Origin of the sequence: Nitrobacter winogradskyi, from assembly GCF_006539545.1 — a bacterium.
GTDB classification, from domain to species: Bacteria; Pseudomonadota; Alphaproteobacteria; order Rhizobiales; family Xanthobacteraceae; genus Nitrobacter; species Nitrobacter winogradskyi_A.
Map to the genome: position 1 here is coordinate 33,458 of NZ_BJNF01000057.1, position 17,369 is coordinate 50,826.

9 protein-coding genes and 1 tRNA gene are annotated in these 17,369 nt (G+C 62.6%); 4 read left to right on the forward strand and 6 right to left on the reverse strand.

What is annotated here, in order from left to right:
- The first annotated feature begins 145 nt into the window (after positions 1–145).
- On the forward strand, positions 146–1,342 hold the full coding sequence (gene metC / locus NWI01_RS10745) for a cystathionine beta-lyase (protein WP_141383840.1): 1,197 nt from the start codon (positions 146–148) through the stop codon (positions 1,340–1,342).
- Positions 1,343–1,411: 69 nt separating this feature from the next.
- Here the strand turns inward: metC and NWI01_RS10750 are convergent, their stop codons facing one another.
- From NWI01_RS10750 to NWI01_RS10770, 5 genes are read right to left on the reverse strand one after another with little or no spacing between them, the layout of a single operon-like run.
- On the reverse strand, positions 1,412–1,735 hold the full coding sequence (locus NWI01_RS10750; RefSeq protein ID WP_141383841.1) for a lipid-A-disaccharide synthase N-terminal domain-containing protein: 324 nt from the start codon (positions 1,733–1,735) through the stop codon (positions 1,412–1,414).
- A complete protein-coding gene (locus tag NWI01_RS10755; protein ID WP_141383842.1) occupies positions 1,728–2,477 on the reverse strand; it encodes a glycosyltransferase family 2 protein in 750 nt (249 codons plus the stop codon). Before NWI01_RS10755 ends, NWI01_RS10750 begins: the two co-directional genes overlap by 8 nt.
- A 13-nt stretch (positions 2,478–2,490) precedes the next feature.
- Positions 2,491–4,233: an ArnT family glycosyltransferase gene (locus tag NWI01_RS10760; protein WP_181410437.1), complete on the reverse strand. Its 1,743-nt coding sequence runs from the start codon at positions 4,231–4,233 to the stop codon at positions 2,491–2,493.
- A 51-nt stretch (positions 4,234–4,284) separates the two neighbouring features.
- Positions 4,285–6,405 carry a penicillin-binding protein 1C gene (gene pbpC, locus NWI01_RS10765; RefSeq protein ID WP_141383844.1) on the reverse strand — a complete coding sequence of 707 codons (2,121 nt, stop codon included), beginning with the start codon at positions 6,403–6,405 and terminating at the stop codon, positions 4,285–4,287.
- Positions 6,402–11,621 (reverse strand): alpha-2-macroglobulin family protein, encoded by a 5,220-nt coding sequence (locus tag NWI01_RS10770; RefSeq protein ID WP_141383845.1) that lies wholly within the window; start codon positions 11,619–11,621, stop codon positions 6,402–6,404. The genes pbpC and NWI01_RS10770 overlap by 4 nt, the downstream gene beginning before the upstream one ends.
- A 502-nt stretch (positions 11,622–12,123) precedes the next feature.
- Here NWI01_RS10770 and NWI01_RS10775 point away from each other — a divergent pair.
- Positions 12,124–12,200, forward strand: a tRNA-Arg gene (locus NWI01_RS10775).
- Positions 12,201–12,242: 42 nt separating this feature from the next.
- On the opposite strand, the gene NWI01_RS10780 is transcribed toward NWI01_RS10775, so the two are convergent.
- Positions 12,243–12,731, reverse strand: coding sequence for a single-stranded DNA-binding protein (locus NWI01_RS10780; RefSeq protein WP_141383846.1), 489 nt, complete (start codon positions 12,729–12,731; stop codon positions 12,243–12,245).
- Positions 12,732–13,151: 420 nt separating this feature from the next.
- Between NWI01_RS10780 and NWI01_RS10785 the strand changes: the two genes are divergently transcribed.
- Both NWI01_RS10785 and uvrA read left to right on the forward strand, forming a co-directional pair.
- Entirely contained in the window at positions 13,152–13,925 is a 774-nt protein-coding gene (locus NWI01_RS10785; RefSeq protein ID WP_141383847.1) for an outer membrane protein, read from the forward strand.
- Between the two features lie 409 nt (positions 13,926–14,334).
- A complete protein-coding gene (gene uvrA, locus NWI01_RS10790) occupies positions 14,335–17,316 on the forward strand; it encodes an excinuclease ABC subunit UvrA (RefSeq protein ID WP_141383848.1) in 2,982 nt (993 codons plus the stop codon).
- The last annotated feature ends 53 nt before the right edge of the window (positions 17,317–17,369 follow it).

Here is a 17,369-nt window from a genome sequence, read left to right on the forward strand (position 1 = left end):
GGCTCCGCGGCACAGGGGTGCGATATACGGGGGTTGACGAAGGTCTTTTCTTTCCTGTTACTACCCATCCGCTCTGGAACTGACATCCGGCGAATTTCGGGACAGGTGTCAGCGGCAAAATGCCTCGTTTAGCAACGCAGAAGATATGACCTTGTCGAAGAGCGACGGATCCACGGATTCGCTTCGGGCGGAAACCAGACTGGTCGTTTCGGGTCGAGACACCGCGTCCCAGAAAGGGTTCGTCAATCCTCCCATCGTCCGCGGCTCGACGGTGCTTTATCCGACTGCCGGCGACCTTTACGCCCACCGCGGAGAATTCCAGTACGGACGGCACGGCACGCCTTCGACCCGCGCGCTGCAGGATGCGCTGATGGCGTTGGAGGGTCCGCATTGCGCGGGTGTCGGTCTGGTTCCATCAGGTGTCTCTGCGCTTTCCACGGCGCTGTTGTCCGTGCTGAAGGCCGGCGATCATCTCCTCGTCTGCGATAATGTTTATCGTCCGACGCGACAGTTCTGCGATGGGTTTCTGGCGCGCTACGGAATCGAGACCACTTACTTCGATCCGCTGATCGGTTCGGGGATCGCCGCGCTGTTCCGGCCGGAAACCCGCGCGGTGATGGTCGAGGCGCCAGGCTCCCAGTCCCTGGAGATGCCGGACGTTCCCGCGATCGCGGCCGCAGCGCGCGCGCGCGAAGCGATTGTGATCGACGACAACACGTGGGCAACCCCTCTTTTCCGCCGCGCGCTTGAGCAAGGCGTGGATATCAGCATCCAGGCGGCGACCAAGTACATCGGTGGGCACTCCGATGTCATGTTCGGAACCATCGCCGCCAATTCAAAAGCCTGGCCGGCGCTCACTGAGACCATCCGCCTGCTCGGCCTATGCGTAGGACCCGACGACGTGTTTCTGACTCTGCGAGGATTACGCACCCTTGCGGTGAGGCTTTATCATCACCAGCAGGCCGCGATGAACATGGCGCAGTGGCTTGCGCGGCGGCCGGAAGTGACCAGAATTCTGTATCCGGCATGGCCGGACGATCCCGGTCATGCGATCTGGAAACGGGATTTCACCGGCGCACCGGGATTGTTCAGCATCGTCCTCAAGCCCGCGCCGCAGCAAGCGGTCAGCGCGCTGCTCGATACGCTGAAGCTGTTCGGCATGGGTTACTCATGGGGTGGCTTTGAGAGCCTCGTCATTCCCTTCGATTGCGCGTCGTATCGGACCGCGACAAAGTGGGCGCCGGGCGGACCCACGCTGCGGCTACAGATCGGGCTTGAGAACGTGGACGATCTCAAGGCCGATCTCGATCGGGGTTTTGCGGCCTTCAACGCCCATCAATGAAGGCTCCCGCCTCCGGCTTGTGACGGATTGCTTCAGCCCAACAACCAGCGCCTGATTAGCGTTGACGTCTCACGCCGATGATTGGCGTCCATTGAGAATGATGAAATACAGGTTGCGGAAATAGACAATGAGGCCGAGCGCCTGGCCGGCGATGAATACCGGGTCTCGCCGGTAAAGGGCGTAAACCAGAAGAAGAACTCCACCCCCTATCGAGAAGAACCAGAACGCCACGGGGATTACGCTCTTTCGCGCGCGTTCGGATGCAATCCATTGCACGACGAACCGCATGGTGAAGAAACCCTGCGCGACAAAACCGAGAACCACCCAGCCGTCGAAATTAGCCACGAACACGTCGTAGAAATAGTTCGTCAGCATCCCGGCGATGTCAGCCATGACGCATTACCTCGGTTGCAACCGGCGTCGATCTCTTGCGGCGGATCAGCCACCACACACCGGCGAGATCAATGATTCCGATCCACAGGCGATCGAAGAATCCGTAATTCGACACGCCTGAACGTCGCGGCCGGTCCGTCACATCGACATAGGCGATGTCATAGCCTTCCCGCCGCACCAGCGCCGGGAGAAACCGGTGCAGGCCGTCGAAATAAGGCAGGGACAGAAACACCTCCCGCCGAAAGGCTTTCAGCCCGCAGCCGGTGTCGCGCGTTCCATCGCTCAGCACCCGGCTTCGCACCTTATTGGCTACTCGCGACTGGAACTTCTTGAACCCGGTATCCTTGCGGCCGACGCGCTGACCGGCGGCGAGACCAATGCGTCCCTCGCCCTTCTCGATCGCCATGATGAGTTCCGGCAGAAATTGCGGATTGTTCTGGCCGTCGCCATCCAGCGTCGCAACGATCGCACCGCGTGCGGCCCGCACCCCGGTCCGAACCGCTGCCGATTGGCCCGATGACTTTTCGTGACGAATCTGGCGCACAGTGCCGCGCTCGGTCATGATCGCCGTCAACCGCTCAGCGGTCGCGTCAGTTGAGCCGTCGTCGACATAGACGATCTCGTAATCCCATCGGCCATCGAGCGCCGCCGCGATCTCCTCGATCAGGGGCGCGATATTGTTCGCCTCGTTTCGCACAGGCACGACAATGGAAACCGTGGGCGCCGTCGTTCTGGTGGACATGTCGTCTCTTATCTTAACGCGTTCCCTCGGAGCGAAAGATGGCGATCGAAATCGTCTTGCCCTGCGAGAAGTTAAAACCGTCGATACGCGTTGCAACGTTGTAGCGCAAACCGATCGCCTCGGCGCGCTGTGCGAAGGCCCGTTCGGAACGGGATTCGACAAGCGCGAACCGGCAGCTTCCATGGCTGAGGAAATCGGCGGCCCCGGAGCCGTCGGTCAGCAGCGTCGATGTCCCCGTCATGAAGACCAGACTTGGCTCATGATAGCCCGCCGCCGCTGCCTTCGGTCCGACACACTCGACATTTCGCAGCGCGCGCGCGACTTCCGGGCTCGGAAACAATGGCGTCAGCGCCGCGACGATGATCCCGTAGACGGAAGCGCTCAGGAATAGCGCCGCCAGAACGGCATTCAGCAGGGAGCGCTCCGCGTTATCGTCGTCGTAGAGCCACCATGCGAACAGCCCGGAAATCAAGGCCACCGCGGCGAACGGCCAGGCCAGGAAAACCGGCTGGCGCGTCAAGGTAATGGTCGCGACGATCGCGAGCACCAGGGTTATCGCGGGAATGGCAAACCACCATGCCGTCCCCTTGGTCAGCCATGATCGCGACAGGACGCGGCGCTCCAGCGCCCATACCGACAGGATCGCGATCGCCGGATAGAGCGGCAGCACATAATGCGGCAGCTTCGTCAACACGAGTTCGAACACGACCCATGACGGAATCAGCCACGCGAGCAGAAACCGCACCTCCGGCTCCCGCCGCGCGCGCCAGACCGCGGGCGCCGCCAGCCCCGCGAGCGCTGCGCCGGGCCAGAACGTAATCCAGAATAGCAGGAAGTAGGTGCCGGGCGGCGCTCCATGTGATTCCTGAGCCGCGAGCTTGCTCAGCATGTCGCCGCCGATCGAGTCCGTGAAAAATGTGTCGCCGGCGCGGAGGAAGATCGCCACGAACCACGGCATGACGAGGACAAGCACCCACATCAGCCCCCAGACCGACCGCAGCCGCCAAAGCCATGACGCGGAGCGATCCAGAATGGCGACGGCCCCGATGGTCAATCCAACGAACATCAGGATCAAAGGGCCTTTCAGCAGGATTCCACCCGCGATCGCCGTCCAGAAGATCGCCGGATGCGTCCAGGACGGATGCTCGGGTTTCTCGCCCCGCTCGGACGACAGATAGATTCGCGCAAGCGCGCCCATCGCCGCCACAATGGTCAGCAGCAGCATCGCGTCCGTCTTCGCGAGCCGCGCTTCCACGCCGAGCAGGACCGACCCGCACATGATCAGTCCGGCCAAGATAGCGCCACGCCGCGTTACGAAAGCAAGCGCCGCCCAATAAGTCAGAAGCACAGCGCCAATCGCGCCGATCAGGGAAGGCACGCGATAGAGCCAGATGCGAATCTGCGCGCGCGGCAGGCCGAGAGCTGAAGCCGTTTCGACGGCGGCCGCCTGTAGCCAGTAGATGCCGACCGGCTTCTTGTAACGCACCTCGCCCTGAAAGCGGATGTCGACGAAGTCGCCGGTCTCGACCATCTGCTTGGTCGCCTGCGCGAAACGGGCCTCGTCGCGGTCGATTGGCGGGATGTTGAAGAAACCAGGCAGAAAGAACAGCAGGCCGAAGACCGTGAGAAACAGTGCCGATCTGAGATGACTGGCGACGACGAAGCCGATCACGATCGCCAGACCCCGTCCCATGGGCAACGGGTTCTTCGGCTCGCGTGGTCGTCCAAATCGGGGGCTGGAATGGGGCTCGGCCATGGGATTGCGCATACGCTGAACCCGAGGCAGGGACAACCGCTGAGCCGGCCGCTATTGAATTCTGACCGTAACTGTGTCCGTGGTGCCAGCCGCGTCCATCACGGTCAGCCGGACGAATCCCGGCCCGGGAGGGTCGATCATCCGCTGGCGTCGGCCGTCGATCGCTCCCACCGCTTTCCCGTTGACCAGCATCGTCATCGGCGGGCTACCGCCCGCCACTTTCACCGGCAGCGGCGACAGCGTTCCCTGCCCTGCTCCGGCATCGATCCGCGAGCCGTTCAGCGGAAACTGGATATGGAGCCTGCGCTCGTGATTGGCGGTCCTGATGAGTTCACCGGCGGAACGAAACCTCTGCAAGGGAAGCGGAAGTTTTGCATTGGCGACGATCAGGGTTCCGCGCGGAGCCTTCGGGAGCGGCGCGGGCAACCGGCCGGTGCGAGCGAAGGCATCGAAAAGAATGGGCGCAGCCGCGACACGTCCGATAAGACCGGGAACCGGCGCACCGTCCGGCCGTCCGACCCAGACGCCGATGGTCAAACGGCCGTCGAAGCCCACGGACCACGCATCGCGATAGCCGTAGCTCGTGCCGGTCTTGAACGCGATCCGGTTCCGGACTGCGTTTTCCGGCGGGGGCGTTCCCAAAAGAACGTTGCCGACCTGCCAGGCGGCAACGGCATCCAGCAGCCGCAAAGGCGAGCGGACGCTGGAGTCGTCGCGCTCGATCTCGCGTAAGGGCATCACGCTGCCCAGTCTGGGAATGCCGGAATAGGCCTGCACCAGGTCATGGAGCGTCACGCCGACGCCGCCCAGTCCCATCGCCAGACCCGGAGCTTCGTCCTTGGGGAGCACCAGACTGGCGCCCGCCTGCTTCAGCCGCGACGACAGCCGGCTCGCGCCGACGCGATCCAGCAGTTCGATCGCCGGAACGTTCAGCGATAGTTGCAGGGCCCGCCGCACCGGGATGGTGCCCTGAAACATCATGTCGAAGTTTTCCGGTGCGTAGCTGCCGAACCGGACCGGGCGGTCGTCGATCAGGCTATCCGGATGAACAAACCCGTCTTCGAAGGCCAGTCCGTAGATGAACGGCTTCAGGGTCGATCCCGGCGAGCGCACCGCCCGCGTCATGTCCACCTGTCCGGCCAGCCGCTCGCTGAAATAATCCGCGGAGCCGACATGGGCGACCACATCGCCGGTGGCGTTGTCCACCGCGATGATGCTGACCGAAATGCCCGGTCCGAGCGCCGCCGCGCGGTCGCGCGCAAGCGCTTCGAGCTGGCGCTGTAATCCGGATTCCAGCGTCAGCCGGATCAGGTTCGAGTCCTTGTTGATAGCCAGAGCCTGATCCGCCGAATGCGGCGCCAGCATTGGAAACGGCCGTCGCGTCCGCAGGACCGGCACCGCCATCGCCCGCCTTGCGTCTTCCGCGCTGATGCGCGAGTCCTCAACCATGCGCATGAGTACGCGGTCGCGGGCCGCGCGCGCAGCCGCAGGGTGTCTGTCGAGGCGCCGTCGTTCCGGCGATTGCGGCAAGGCGACCAGCAGGGCCGACTCCGCCAGCGACAGCCGCTTCGGTTCCTTGCCGAAATAGGCAAGGGACGCCGCGCGAATACCTTCGAGATTGCCGCCGAACGGCGCGAGCGTCAGATACAGGTTGAGGATCTCGCCCTTTGTAAGCTCACGTTCGAGTTGGAGCGCGCGAACCATCTGATGCAGCTTGGCGTAGATCGAGCGGCGTTGGCGCGGTTCAATTAGCCTGGCGAGCTGCATGGTGATGGTCGAGCCGCCGGAGACGATGTGACCGCGAGTCAGAAGTTGCCGCGCCGCGCGGCCGAGCGCGAGCGGGTCGATGCCCGCGTGCGAATAGAACCGCTGGTCTTCATAACCCAGCAGCAGATTGAGATATCCGGGATCGACATCGGTCGTGGCATCGACCGGCAATCGCCATCGGCCGTCCGCCATGGCGAATGCGCGCAGCAATTTGCCGTTTCGGTCGAGCACGGTGGTCGAAACCTCGTGCGCCTTCGCCAGCGGCAGCGGTCCGAGCGAGACGACCCAGCCCGCGACCACTCCGGTGGTGACGACCGCGACAACCGCCATCATCGCCGCGGCCAGCTTCACCCGCCGCCAGCGGCGCGGCCGCCCGGTCGTTGCAGGGGTGTCGGGCGCGGTCATTTCGCTGAACGCACCTCGACGCGGCCGGTGCTCGTGCGGCCGTAGCGCGAGGGATTGTACATGTCTTCCACGTATGCCTGCGGCAGCACGTATTTTCCGGGCGACACCGCGCGCACGACATAGGCCACGGTGAACACCGCCTTGTCGCTCGCAGTGCGATCGATGGCGGCGGTGAAGCGGTCGTCGCGGAATTCAGTGCTGACCGGCTCCTTGCCGTCCTCAATCCAGTCGAGCGTCCCGCTGTCGCCGGAGGACACCAGATGAGGATTGTCGATTTCGAATCCTGCCGGAAGATAGTCCGCCACCAGGATGTGGCCGTATGTCGGCTTGGCTTCGGTGATCCTGAGAACGACGGCGAAGCGGTCGTTCTGCGTGGCCTGGGTTGGATCCGCGGGCGTTCCGTCGAGGTTGAAGTAACTACGCTCGATTACGAAGCCGTTCGAGGTCGCCGGTTCGGGAGTAACCGGCGCGCCGGTCACGGAAATCACCGCCTGCACCGGGGCTGCGCCGGTGTTGGTGATCTTGATCGGCTTGTCGGCCAGCTCGGCCGCCTTGTGGCTGCGATAAAGCGCGGCTTTAACGGGCGCGCCGTTGACGTCGAGCGACATTGACTCTTTCGCAAGCGCCCTCGCCGCCAGGACCAGCCACGCGTTCTCCTGCGTGGAGGTTGAGGAGGTCAACCCTCGCGCCGCCTCGACCCGCTGCACCGCCTGGGTGACCGTGGCTCGCGGCGCGTTGCCCTCGCTCGCGAGCGATACCAGCGCCGCGGCGTCGCGGAGCGCCGAGCCGTAGTCCGTCCGGCCGAATTCGAGCGCCGGCTTCGGCGCAAGGCTTTCAGCCGCAGCAGTATAAACGCGTTCAGCGCGCGCCCGGTCGCCGACCAGTGCGAGCGCCGCGGCAAGCTGCGCCTTGGCGATCGGCGTCGCCAGATTGTTCAACTTGGTATCGGCCAGATAACGCAAATCCCCGATCGGGGCGGCGCCGTTCCTGGCGAGAACGTAAAGCCCGTAAGCGAGGTCGCGACCGCCGTCCTTTTCCGGCTCGGCTGCATTCACCACGGAATTGCGGATGCGGTCGAGCGCGCTCGTGAACTGAAGGTCCGGGACGGAGAAGCCCTTCTCGCGAGCGCGAGTCAGGAAGTCCGTGACGTAGGCGTCGAGCCAGGAGTCCTCGCCGCCGGACGACCACAGGCCGAAGGAACCATTCGAGCCTTGCCTTGCCAGCAGCCGCTCGATCGAGCTTTTGATGCGATCGTCGACACTGGTATCCATCGCGAGGTGGGCTTCCGCTGCGAGATCATTGACGTAGAGCAGCGGCATCGCCCGGCTTGCGATCTGCTCCGAGCAGCCGAACGGATAGCGGTCGAGCGCCTTCAGGACACTTGCCGCGTCCAGCGCCGAGGACAGGCCGACCGACATCGACACCCCTCCCGTCCCCGCCACGAGGTCCGAGAACATGTCCGAGGTCAGCGTCAGGCTCTCGCCCTTCGCCAGCGTTCGCACAGAGCGGCGCGCCAGGATCTGGGTCGCGGGCTTGACCTCGAGGTCGTAATGCCGCGCCAGCGTCAGGCCGTTCGGTCCCTTGATATCGATGTCGAACCGGGCAGCGCCGGCGGAGCCCGCGGTATCGAGCGTCAGCGCCATCGAACTGCGTTGCCCGGCCGCGAGCCTGATCGCGGTCGTGGCGTTGCCCGCTACCTTCACCGGCCCCGACGTTCCGACGTTGACGGTATAATCGCCGGGTGGACCTTCGACATTGTCGAGATCGAAGCTCATCGTGCCTCGATCGCCGGTCAACAGAAAGCGCGGCAGGGTCGCCGTCAGCACCACCGGATCACGTACCGTGACATCGACCGTCGCACGCCCGAGCTTGGTCGCGGTCCAGGCGACCGCCATCACGCGCGCCGTGCCTGCGAACTCCGGAATGTCGAAGCTGATTTCCGCCGTGCCGTCCGCGGCGACCGTGACGATGCCCGAATAGAGCGCGAGCGGCTTCTGCGTCGGCGGGCTGCCCTGCAACTCCGCTCCCGCGAAATCGCCGCCGGTCCTGAGCTGGCCGCGCGTTCCTTGCATGCCGTCGATCAGTTGTCCGTAGAGATCACGGATTTCAGACGTCAAGCGACGCTGGCCCAGGTAGTAGTCGTCGGGTGCTGGCGGCTTGTAATTGGTGAGATTGAGGATGCCGACGTCAACGGCGGCGACGACGATCTTGGCGTCTTCGCCGGGACTTAGGCCGCCGACCTTCACAGGCAGCTTAAGCGGCGCGGATGGTCGCGCCAGTTCCGGCGGCGAGAGGTTGACCGAAAGGGTACGCGCGCTCCTGTCGATGCCGAACCATTTGATGCCGATCGCGCGGCCGGGCATTCGCTGCGCGGCGACGTCGAGCGGCCGCCGCAGCGTCGCCACGACATAAGCTCCCGTGCCCCAATCCTTGCCGACCTGGATTTTGACCTGAGACGTGCCTTCCTTGACCTCGGCGGTTTGGGTTGTCAGCAGCCGGTCACCAAGAACATTGATCGTGAGCTTGCCCGCGGTCCGGGCGTTGACCGAAACGACCATGGTGTCGCCGGACTGGTAATCCGGCTTGTCGATCGAGGTTTCCAGCAGGTCGGGCGTGTCGGCGCTGCCGTCGGAATACCAGCCGACGTCAAACTGAACGGATGTCAGAGGACCGTTTGAATCGGATGATTTGACGTCGAGCCGGTAGCGCCCCGGCTGCGGGGAGAGTTCAATCCGCGCGGGTTTGTCGGCGGCAACCGAGAGATCGCCGTCGGCCACCCGCCTGGTCGATTTCACCGGTTCGTATTCCCAGTACGAGTTCTGCCGATACCACTGATAGCGGCTCTCCAGCTTGAGCAGCTCATAGCGCAGACCCTTTCGGGCAAGCGACGTTCCGTCCGGCGCCACAAAGACGACGTCGAATCTGGCTCTGTCCCCCTCCGCGACGCTCTTGTCGGCGAACAACGGTTTGACACCGATCATCGCGGCGGACGGTTTCACCGGAAGCACGATCTTTCGCTCGACCGCGCGGCCGCCCGCCTCCGCCATGCGAATGAAAATCTGCGCTTCGTGCTGCCGGTCCGATGACGGGGCCGTCGCGAGGCTGACGGGAAACGTGGCGACGCCGTTTGCATCGGCCTCGGGCAGGTTTTCGATCGGCGTGCGTTCGTTACCGGTGGCCTCGTCATCAGGCACGCCGAATCGATACCCCGCATAGCCTGGACGGCTGTCGGCAGGCGCAACCAGTAAATCGCCTTCGAGCTGCAGGCCGGACGCGGGAGCGCCGTAGAGGAAACGGCCATCGACCTTGAGTTCCACCGGAGTATCAGCGGCAATCTGTGTCGCCTTGGTGGTCAGATCGAATTCAATCCGGTCCGGGACATAGTCCTCGACCATGAACGTGGTTTCGCCGACGGACGGTCCTTTCGGGTCAGTGAACGCGCGAACCCGCCATGTTCCGGTCGGGACCGCTGAATTGAGCGGCAGGGTCAGGCTTCGTCCCCCCGCGCCCTGATCCGATACGACGGCGCGGCGGTACTCGACGCCATCGGGCCGTTCGACCACCAGCGTCAGGGGGCCGCCGGTCACGGCAACGCCCTGCCCGTCCCGCAGCAACGCAGTGAGATACACGGTCTCGCCCGAGCGGTAGACGCCGCGCTCCGCATAAAGGAAGGCATCGGCTCCCGACGGCACGGCGCGGCCCGAAACGCCGCGATCGGTCAAATCGAATGCATTCGACTTCAGGCTGAGGAACGCATAATCGGCTTTGTCGGTGCTGACCGTCAGCAGCGCGGGCGACTGACCTCCTTCGCCTCGCGCCAGCCCCGGCTCGAATAGCGCGTGCCCGGATGCATCCGTCTTCCGGGTTGCCAGGATTTCATTGTTGCGGGCGACCAGGCGGACTTCCGCCTTGTCCACGGCATCAGTTGTCGCCAGCGAATTGATGAAAACGTGGATGCCGTCATTACCTGAATAGGCGCTCAGGCCCAGATCCGAGACGATGAACCACTGGGTCGCCAGCGAGCCGGACTCGTCGTCATCCGTCGAACCCGGACCCTTGGGCGCGGCCGTCATCACGTAAACGCCGGGCTGGAGGTTTCCCAGCGCCTCATCGACCGGAAACGCCGTCGTCACATCGGCGTTCAGGGTGGATGCCGTCGTCACCTCGCCCGACCAGACCTTGATCCCGCGTTCGTGGCCGAGCTCATATAACTGATGGCCGCTAAGCGCCTTCTGAAAGTCGCTCTCGATAACGGTGTTGATGAGGTTGCGGTCGCCGACCCGGAACACCTTGACGGTCACATTCTGGGTGTTGACGCTGACCAGCGGGATGCCGCGCTGGCCAGTGCGCGGCAGCACGTAGGCCCGTCCGGTGAAGCGGACGAACGGCTTGCGGTCGCGCACATAGACGTTGAACTCAGCGGATTTCGGCAGACTTTCCTTCACGGTCGACGGCAGGCCGGCGCGCAGATTGATATTGTAGCGCTCACCGTGCTTGAGCCCCTCGACACAAAGCTGTCTGTCCTCGGAGGACAGCGCAGGCCGGTCATCTCCTGCGAGCGCGACGAAGGGTGAGAAGTCGACCCTCTTGGCAAGATCCTCAGAGAACTGAAAGCAGACCCGAGGCGATGCCGAATCCGAATCCACCGTGTAATCGAGCAGCCGGAAGCCGTGGTCGTCCCGCATTTTTTCGTATTGTTCGCGAACGCCTGCGACCTCGCGCAGATCGAGCGAGAGCCGCAACGCATCGAGAGCCGGCCGCCACAGCTTTCGATCCGAAAAGGCGCGACCGAGAACCGCTAATGCATCAGCCTCGGTCGCCGATTCGGTCGCCCGCTGGTAGGCGAGATAAGCGGCGGTGGAGGCCCGCTCCAGCAGGAAAGTCTGCTCCTGACTTGTGGCGGGTCTGATCTGGAAGATGGTCCGCGCCAGGCGCAGCCAGTTGCCGCTATCGTTCGGCGCGACGGTTGCGATCTGGCCGAGTATTTGAAGACCACTGCGAAAATCGGCTCGTTTGAAGGCCGTGTCGGCATCGGTACGCAGCATCGGGCCCGATTTGGCGACCGCCCCGGCTTCGCTCTTGATCTGGGCTTCGAGCTTGATCGCCGCATCGGCCAGATCGTCGCGCTTGAAGGCTTTATCCGCCGCCTGGGCGATAGATCCCAGCCCGATGAGCAAGGTCGCGCAAAAGGCTACGGCACGAACCAGCCTGGTCATGAAAGCTCTCCCCGCGCGCACGCGCGCGCAAATGTCGCTTGGGCGTTCTCCGGGATTCGACTTCCGCGCTGTGCCGGATCGAATTGACACTCGCGTCCCCGACCGCGCGTCCAAGGCTGCGGTTACAGCTAAAAGGCTGCGGTTACAGCTAAAACTCCACTAACAATCTATATTTACCGATGGACGTTTGTCATTTAAGTGCACAATACAGGTCTGAACGCAAAGCGTAGTGTCGCACATGCCGTCCGCGCCCGTAAATGCACGAAAAGCTGGATTAACTCATGGCCTTACCTGGCGTTGTTACGATATAGGACCAATCCGCCGAATCTCGATCACCATTTTCGGACACAGCCGATATTACAGCCGGTAACAAGGCTTTCGATAATGGATCACCCGAGACAAGCGGATCGCGCATATTCGTCGTTCGCCCGGTCGAAATGGTTCGGATCCGGGCTTGGCTCGAAGGCGGTTTTTTCATATTGCGGTGGGATGAAGTCTCAACGGTCCCGTAGCTCAACTGGATAGAGTAGCGGATTTCTACTCCGCGGGTTGCAGGTTCGAATCCTGCCGGGATCGCCAAAATCGCCGCAGCGCCGAGCAGGCTTACATTCACTCCCTCGCCTAAAACGGAATGTCGTCGTCCATGTCGCCGCGATGGCTGTCGGCAGCCGCGGCGCGGCGCGGCGCGCTGCCGGATGGACTTCCGGACCCGAAGCCGCCGCCGGCATCGTCAGGTCCGAAGCTGCCGCCGCCGCTATTGCGGCCATCGAGCATCGTCAGAGTCGAATTGAAGTTCTGAAGCACCACTTCGGTGGAGTATTTTTCCACGCCGCTCTGGTCCGTCCATTTTCGGGTCTGCAACTGTCCCTCGATGTAGACCTTCGAGCCTTTCTTCAGATACTGCTCAGCGATCTTACAGAGGCCTTCGCTGAAGATCACGACGCGATGCCACTCGGTCTTCTCCTTTCGCTCGCCGCTGGTCCTGTCGCGCCAGGTTTCAGAGGTGGCAATCCGCAGGTTGGCGATCGGCCGTCCGTCCTGGGTCCGCTTGATCTCCGGGTCGGCGCCGAGATTGCCGATCAGAATAACCTTGTTCACGCTACCCGCCATCGCCGTTCTCCAATTGTCCCGTCCCGATTGCTAGCCCAAACCGGCGATAACCCAAACAGGCGTTCCACTTCAAATCCCCGCCCCTCTATCCAGCCGTGGCAGGCGTTCAGGCAACCTACACTCCCCTCGCCGCGCCGAGAGGCCGAACGCCAGGTTATCCACGATCGAATGCGCCATATATTATGTTCTTTATTCGTTCTCAACAATAGCAGGGCGGAGATTTGCTCAGGGTCTCGCCACCCGGGGGGCCCAATTTTCCGGCCGGGGAGTGCAGAAGGCGAGCCGATTTGAACTAACGTGTTGCATTTGAGAGACGGCATTTTGTCGCGCCGGAGCGTATAAGTGATTCACAGAATTCGGGGTGAATACCAGCGCTCGTGCTTTAGCGATTGAAATTAAAGCAAAATCAGGGGGATCGAAATGAACAAGCTACTGATCGGAGCCGTCAGCGCTCTCGCTATTGGCCTTGGCGCCGCGCCAGCCGTTGCGGCCGACCTTGCCCCGCGCCCCTATACGAAGGCTCCCCCTCCGATGCTGCCCGCGATTTACGACTGGAGCGGGTTCTATATCGGTGCGAACGGCGGCTGGGGATCGAGCCGGAACTGCTGGGACTTCACGACGCCCGCGGGTGTCGTCGTGTCGCGTGAGGGTTGCCACGACGCAACCGGCGGCACGGCCGGTGGCCAGATCGGTTATCGCTGGCAGGCGACCAACTGGGTGTTCGGCCTCGAGGCTCAGGGCAACTGGGCTGATCTGAGCGGCCGCAATGTCAGCCTCGCCTTCCCGGCCTTCACCAACAACAGCAATCTGAATGCGTTCGGCCTGTTTACCGGTCAGGTCGGTTATGCCTGGGATGCCACCTTGCTCTACGTGAAGGGCGGCGCCGCCGTGACCTCCAACCGATATCGGAGCCTTGTTACCGCAACCGGCGTCCAGGCAACCGACAGCGTCAACAACAACCGCTGGGGTGCGGTCGTGGGCGTTGGCCTGGAGTATGGGTTCGCGCCGAACTGGTCGCTCGCCTTCGAGTACGATCACATCTTCATGGGCAACAGCAGGCACACCTTCACCAACAATGGCGTTGCGGGAGTGGCCGGTACGCTGTTTGGAACGGACAACATCAGCCAGGATGTGGACATCGTTACCGCGCGCATCAATTACCGTTGGGGTGGCCCCGCCATCGCGCGGTACTGATCGCGCCTGATCAGATTTCCCTGGTAAACTCTTTAAGGCCGGCTTTTGCCGGCCTTTTTTTGTTTGCACCGGGATCGGTGCGTATTCGCAAGAATCGCCAAAGCGGGCAGCTATGAAAGTGTTGCCGGGCTTTCCTTGCGATGCAATCGTCTACAGCCTTTCCGGTTCTGATAGAATCAGAAGCTGGCTCTATGGTTTTGATTTGGCGCGTTTTCTTCACGCGAACCGGTGTCCGCTTCGCTTGAAAACGCTCTATGATCGTTGCCGCCCTCTGGAAATCTCCCGCTGTTCTATCTACGTTCCACGGACTGCCACAACGGATTGCCACGAACGGCGTCGCTCCGGGGGTTTCGACCGGCGCGGCGCGCCCAAGCGCGGCGCGGTTCTTACGCCTGGATAAAGCCCTGTCATGGACGAAGTCATAAAGGCCAAGCGGCAACAATCGAGCCCCGCGAGTCGCGCCATCACGATCCGCGGCGCGCGCGAACATAATCTGAAGAACGTCGATCTGGAGATCCCGCGCGACAAGCTGGTGGTGTTCACTGGCCTGTCCGGCTCCGGCAAGTCCTCGCTGGCGTTCGACACCATCTATGCCGAAGGCCAGCGCCGCTATGTCGAGTCGCTGTCGGCTTACGCGCGTCAGTTTCTGGAGATGATGCAGAAACCCGACGTCGATCAGATCGACGGGCTGTCGCCTGCGATCTCCATCGAACAGAAGACGACGTCGAAGAACCCGCGCTCCACCGTGGGCACCGTGACGGAGATCTACGATTACATGCGGTTGTTATGGGCGCGCGTCGGCGTGCCCTATTCGCCCGCCACCGGCCTGCCTATCGAGAGCCAGACGGTGTCGCAGATGGTCGATCGGGTACTGGCGTTGCCTGATGGCACGCGGCTCTATCTGCTGGCGCCGGTCGTTCGCGGCCGAAAGGGCGAGTATCGAAAAGAACTGGCGGAGTACCTCAAGAAGGGCTTTCAGCGCGTCAAGATCGATGGCTCGTTCCACGAGCTCGCCGACGCTCCAGCGCTGGATAAGAAGTTTCCGCACGATATCGACGTGGTGGTCGACCGCATCGTCGTCCGGCCGGACCTCGGCCAGCGGCTGGCTGAGTCGTTCGAGACTGCCTTGAAACTCGCGGAAGGGCTGGCGGTGATCGAATATGCGGATGCCCCTCCTCCGCTCGCCCCCGGAGCGGGAGAAAAGAAGAAGGTCGCGAAGATTCATGACAGAAGCGGGCCTGAACGTATCCTGTTCTCGGAAAAGTTCGCGTGCCCCGTATCGGGATTCACGCTTCCCGAGATCGAGCCGCGGCTGTTCTCGTTCAATAATCCCTACGGCGCTTGCCCGAAGTGCGGTGGTCTCGGTGTCGAGCAGCATGTCGATGAAAATCTGGTCATCCCGAACAGGGAATTGACACTGCGCAAAGGCGCGATCGCACCGTGGGCGAAATCGTCGTCACCGTACTACCTGCAGACGCTCACCGCGCTCGGAAAATTCTATAAGTTCGCTCTCGATACCAGATGGAAGGATCTGCCGAAGAAGACGCAGGCCGCGCTTTTGCATGGCTCGGGCGACAACGAGATCCGGTTCTCCTATGAAGACGGCGTGCGCTCCTATGAAACCAGGAAGCCGTTCGAAGGCATCATCCCCAACATCGAGCGCCGGTATCGCGAGACCGAAAGTGAATGGGCGCGCGAGGAGCTCGGAAAGTATTTCTCCGATGTGCCGTGCGATTCCTGCAAGGGCTATCGACTCAAGCCGGAGGCGCTGTGCGTCAAAATCGGGGGCAAGCACATCGGCGAGATCAGCGAACTGTCGGTTCGCGGCGCCGGTGAATGGTTCGAGACGATCCCGACAATGCTCTCGGCGCAGCAGAACGAAATTGCCGGTCGCGTCCTCAAGGAGATCCGCGAGCGGCTGTCGTTTCTGCTCGACGTCGGCCTTGGCTATCTCACGCTATCACGCGCTTCCGGCACGCTGTCCGGCGGCGAGAGCCAGCGCATCCGGCTTGCTTCGCAGATCGGTTCAGGCCTCACCGGCGTGCTTTACGTGCTGGACGAGCCGTCGATCGGACTGCACCAGCGCGACAATGCCCGCCTGCTTGAAACCCTGAAGCGGCTGCGCAATCTCGGCAATACCGTGATCGTTGTCGAGCACGACGAGGATGCCATCCGCCTCGCCGACCATGTGCTCGATATCGGCCCCGGCGCCGGGGTTCACGGCGGCCACATCGTCGCGCAGGGCACGCCGGCCGACATCATGCGCAATCCAAAATCGCTGACCGGCAAATATCTGACAGGCGAGCTGTCAGTCGAGATAGCCGAGCGTCGGCCGCCGAACCATCGCCGCACCATCAAACTGGTCAACGCGCGCGGCAACAATCTCAAGAACGTCACCGCCGAAATCCCGCTCGGCCTGTTCACCTGCATCACCGGCGTCTCCGGCGGCGGCAAGTCAACGCTGCTGATCGACACGCTTTACAAAGCGATCGCGCGCAAGCTGAACAATGCGAGCGATCCCCCCGCGCCCCATGACCGTATCGAAGGCCTGGAGCACATCGACAAGATCATCGACATCGACCAGTCACCGATCGGGCGCACGCCGCGCTCCAATCCCGCGACCTACACCGGCGCCTTTACGCCGATCCGCGAGTGGTTCGCCGGGTTGCCCGAAGCCAAGGCCCGCGGTTATGCGCCAGGCCGCTTCTCGTTCAACGTCAAGGGCGGACGTTGCGAGGCCTGCCAGGGCGATGGGGTCATCAAGATCGAGATGCACTTCCTGCCTGATGTTTACGTCACCTGCGACGCCTGCAAGGGCAAGCGCTACAATCGCGAGACGCTGGAGGTGCTGTTCAAAGGCAAGTCGATTTCGGACGTGCTCGACATGACGGTCGAGGAAGCCGCCGAATTTTTCAAGGCGGTGCCGCGCGTGCGCGACACTTTCCTGACGTTGCAGCGCGTCGGCCTTGGCTACATCCGTGTGGGACAGCAGGCGACCACGCTGTCGGGCGGTGAAGCGCAGCGCGTCAAGCTCGCCAAGGAGCTGTCGAAGCGAGCGACCGGCCGCACGCTTTACATTCTCGATGAACCGACAACCGGCCTGCATTTCCATGACGTCAAGAAACTTCTTGAAGTGCTGCACGAGCTGGTCACGCAAGGGAATACGGTTGCGGTGATCGAGCACAATCTTGAAGTCATCAAGACCGCGGACTGGGTGATCGACCTCGGTCCCGATGGCGGCGACGGAGGCGGCGAGATTGTTGCCTGGGGAACCCCGGAAGACATTGTCAAGGCGCCGCGCAGCCATACCGGAAAGTTCTTAAAGCCGATTCTGGAAAAGGCAGGAAAGCCAAGGCGTCATAACGCGAATGCGAGTGAAGCGGCTGAATGACGCACGGTCACGCAATCTTGTGAACGATGAACCTATAAATGAAGATTTTCACC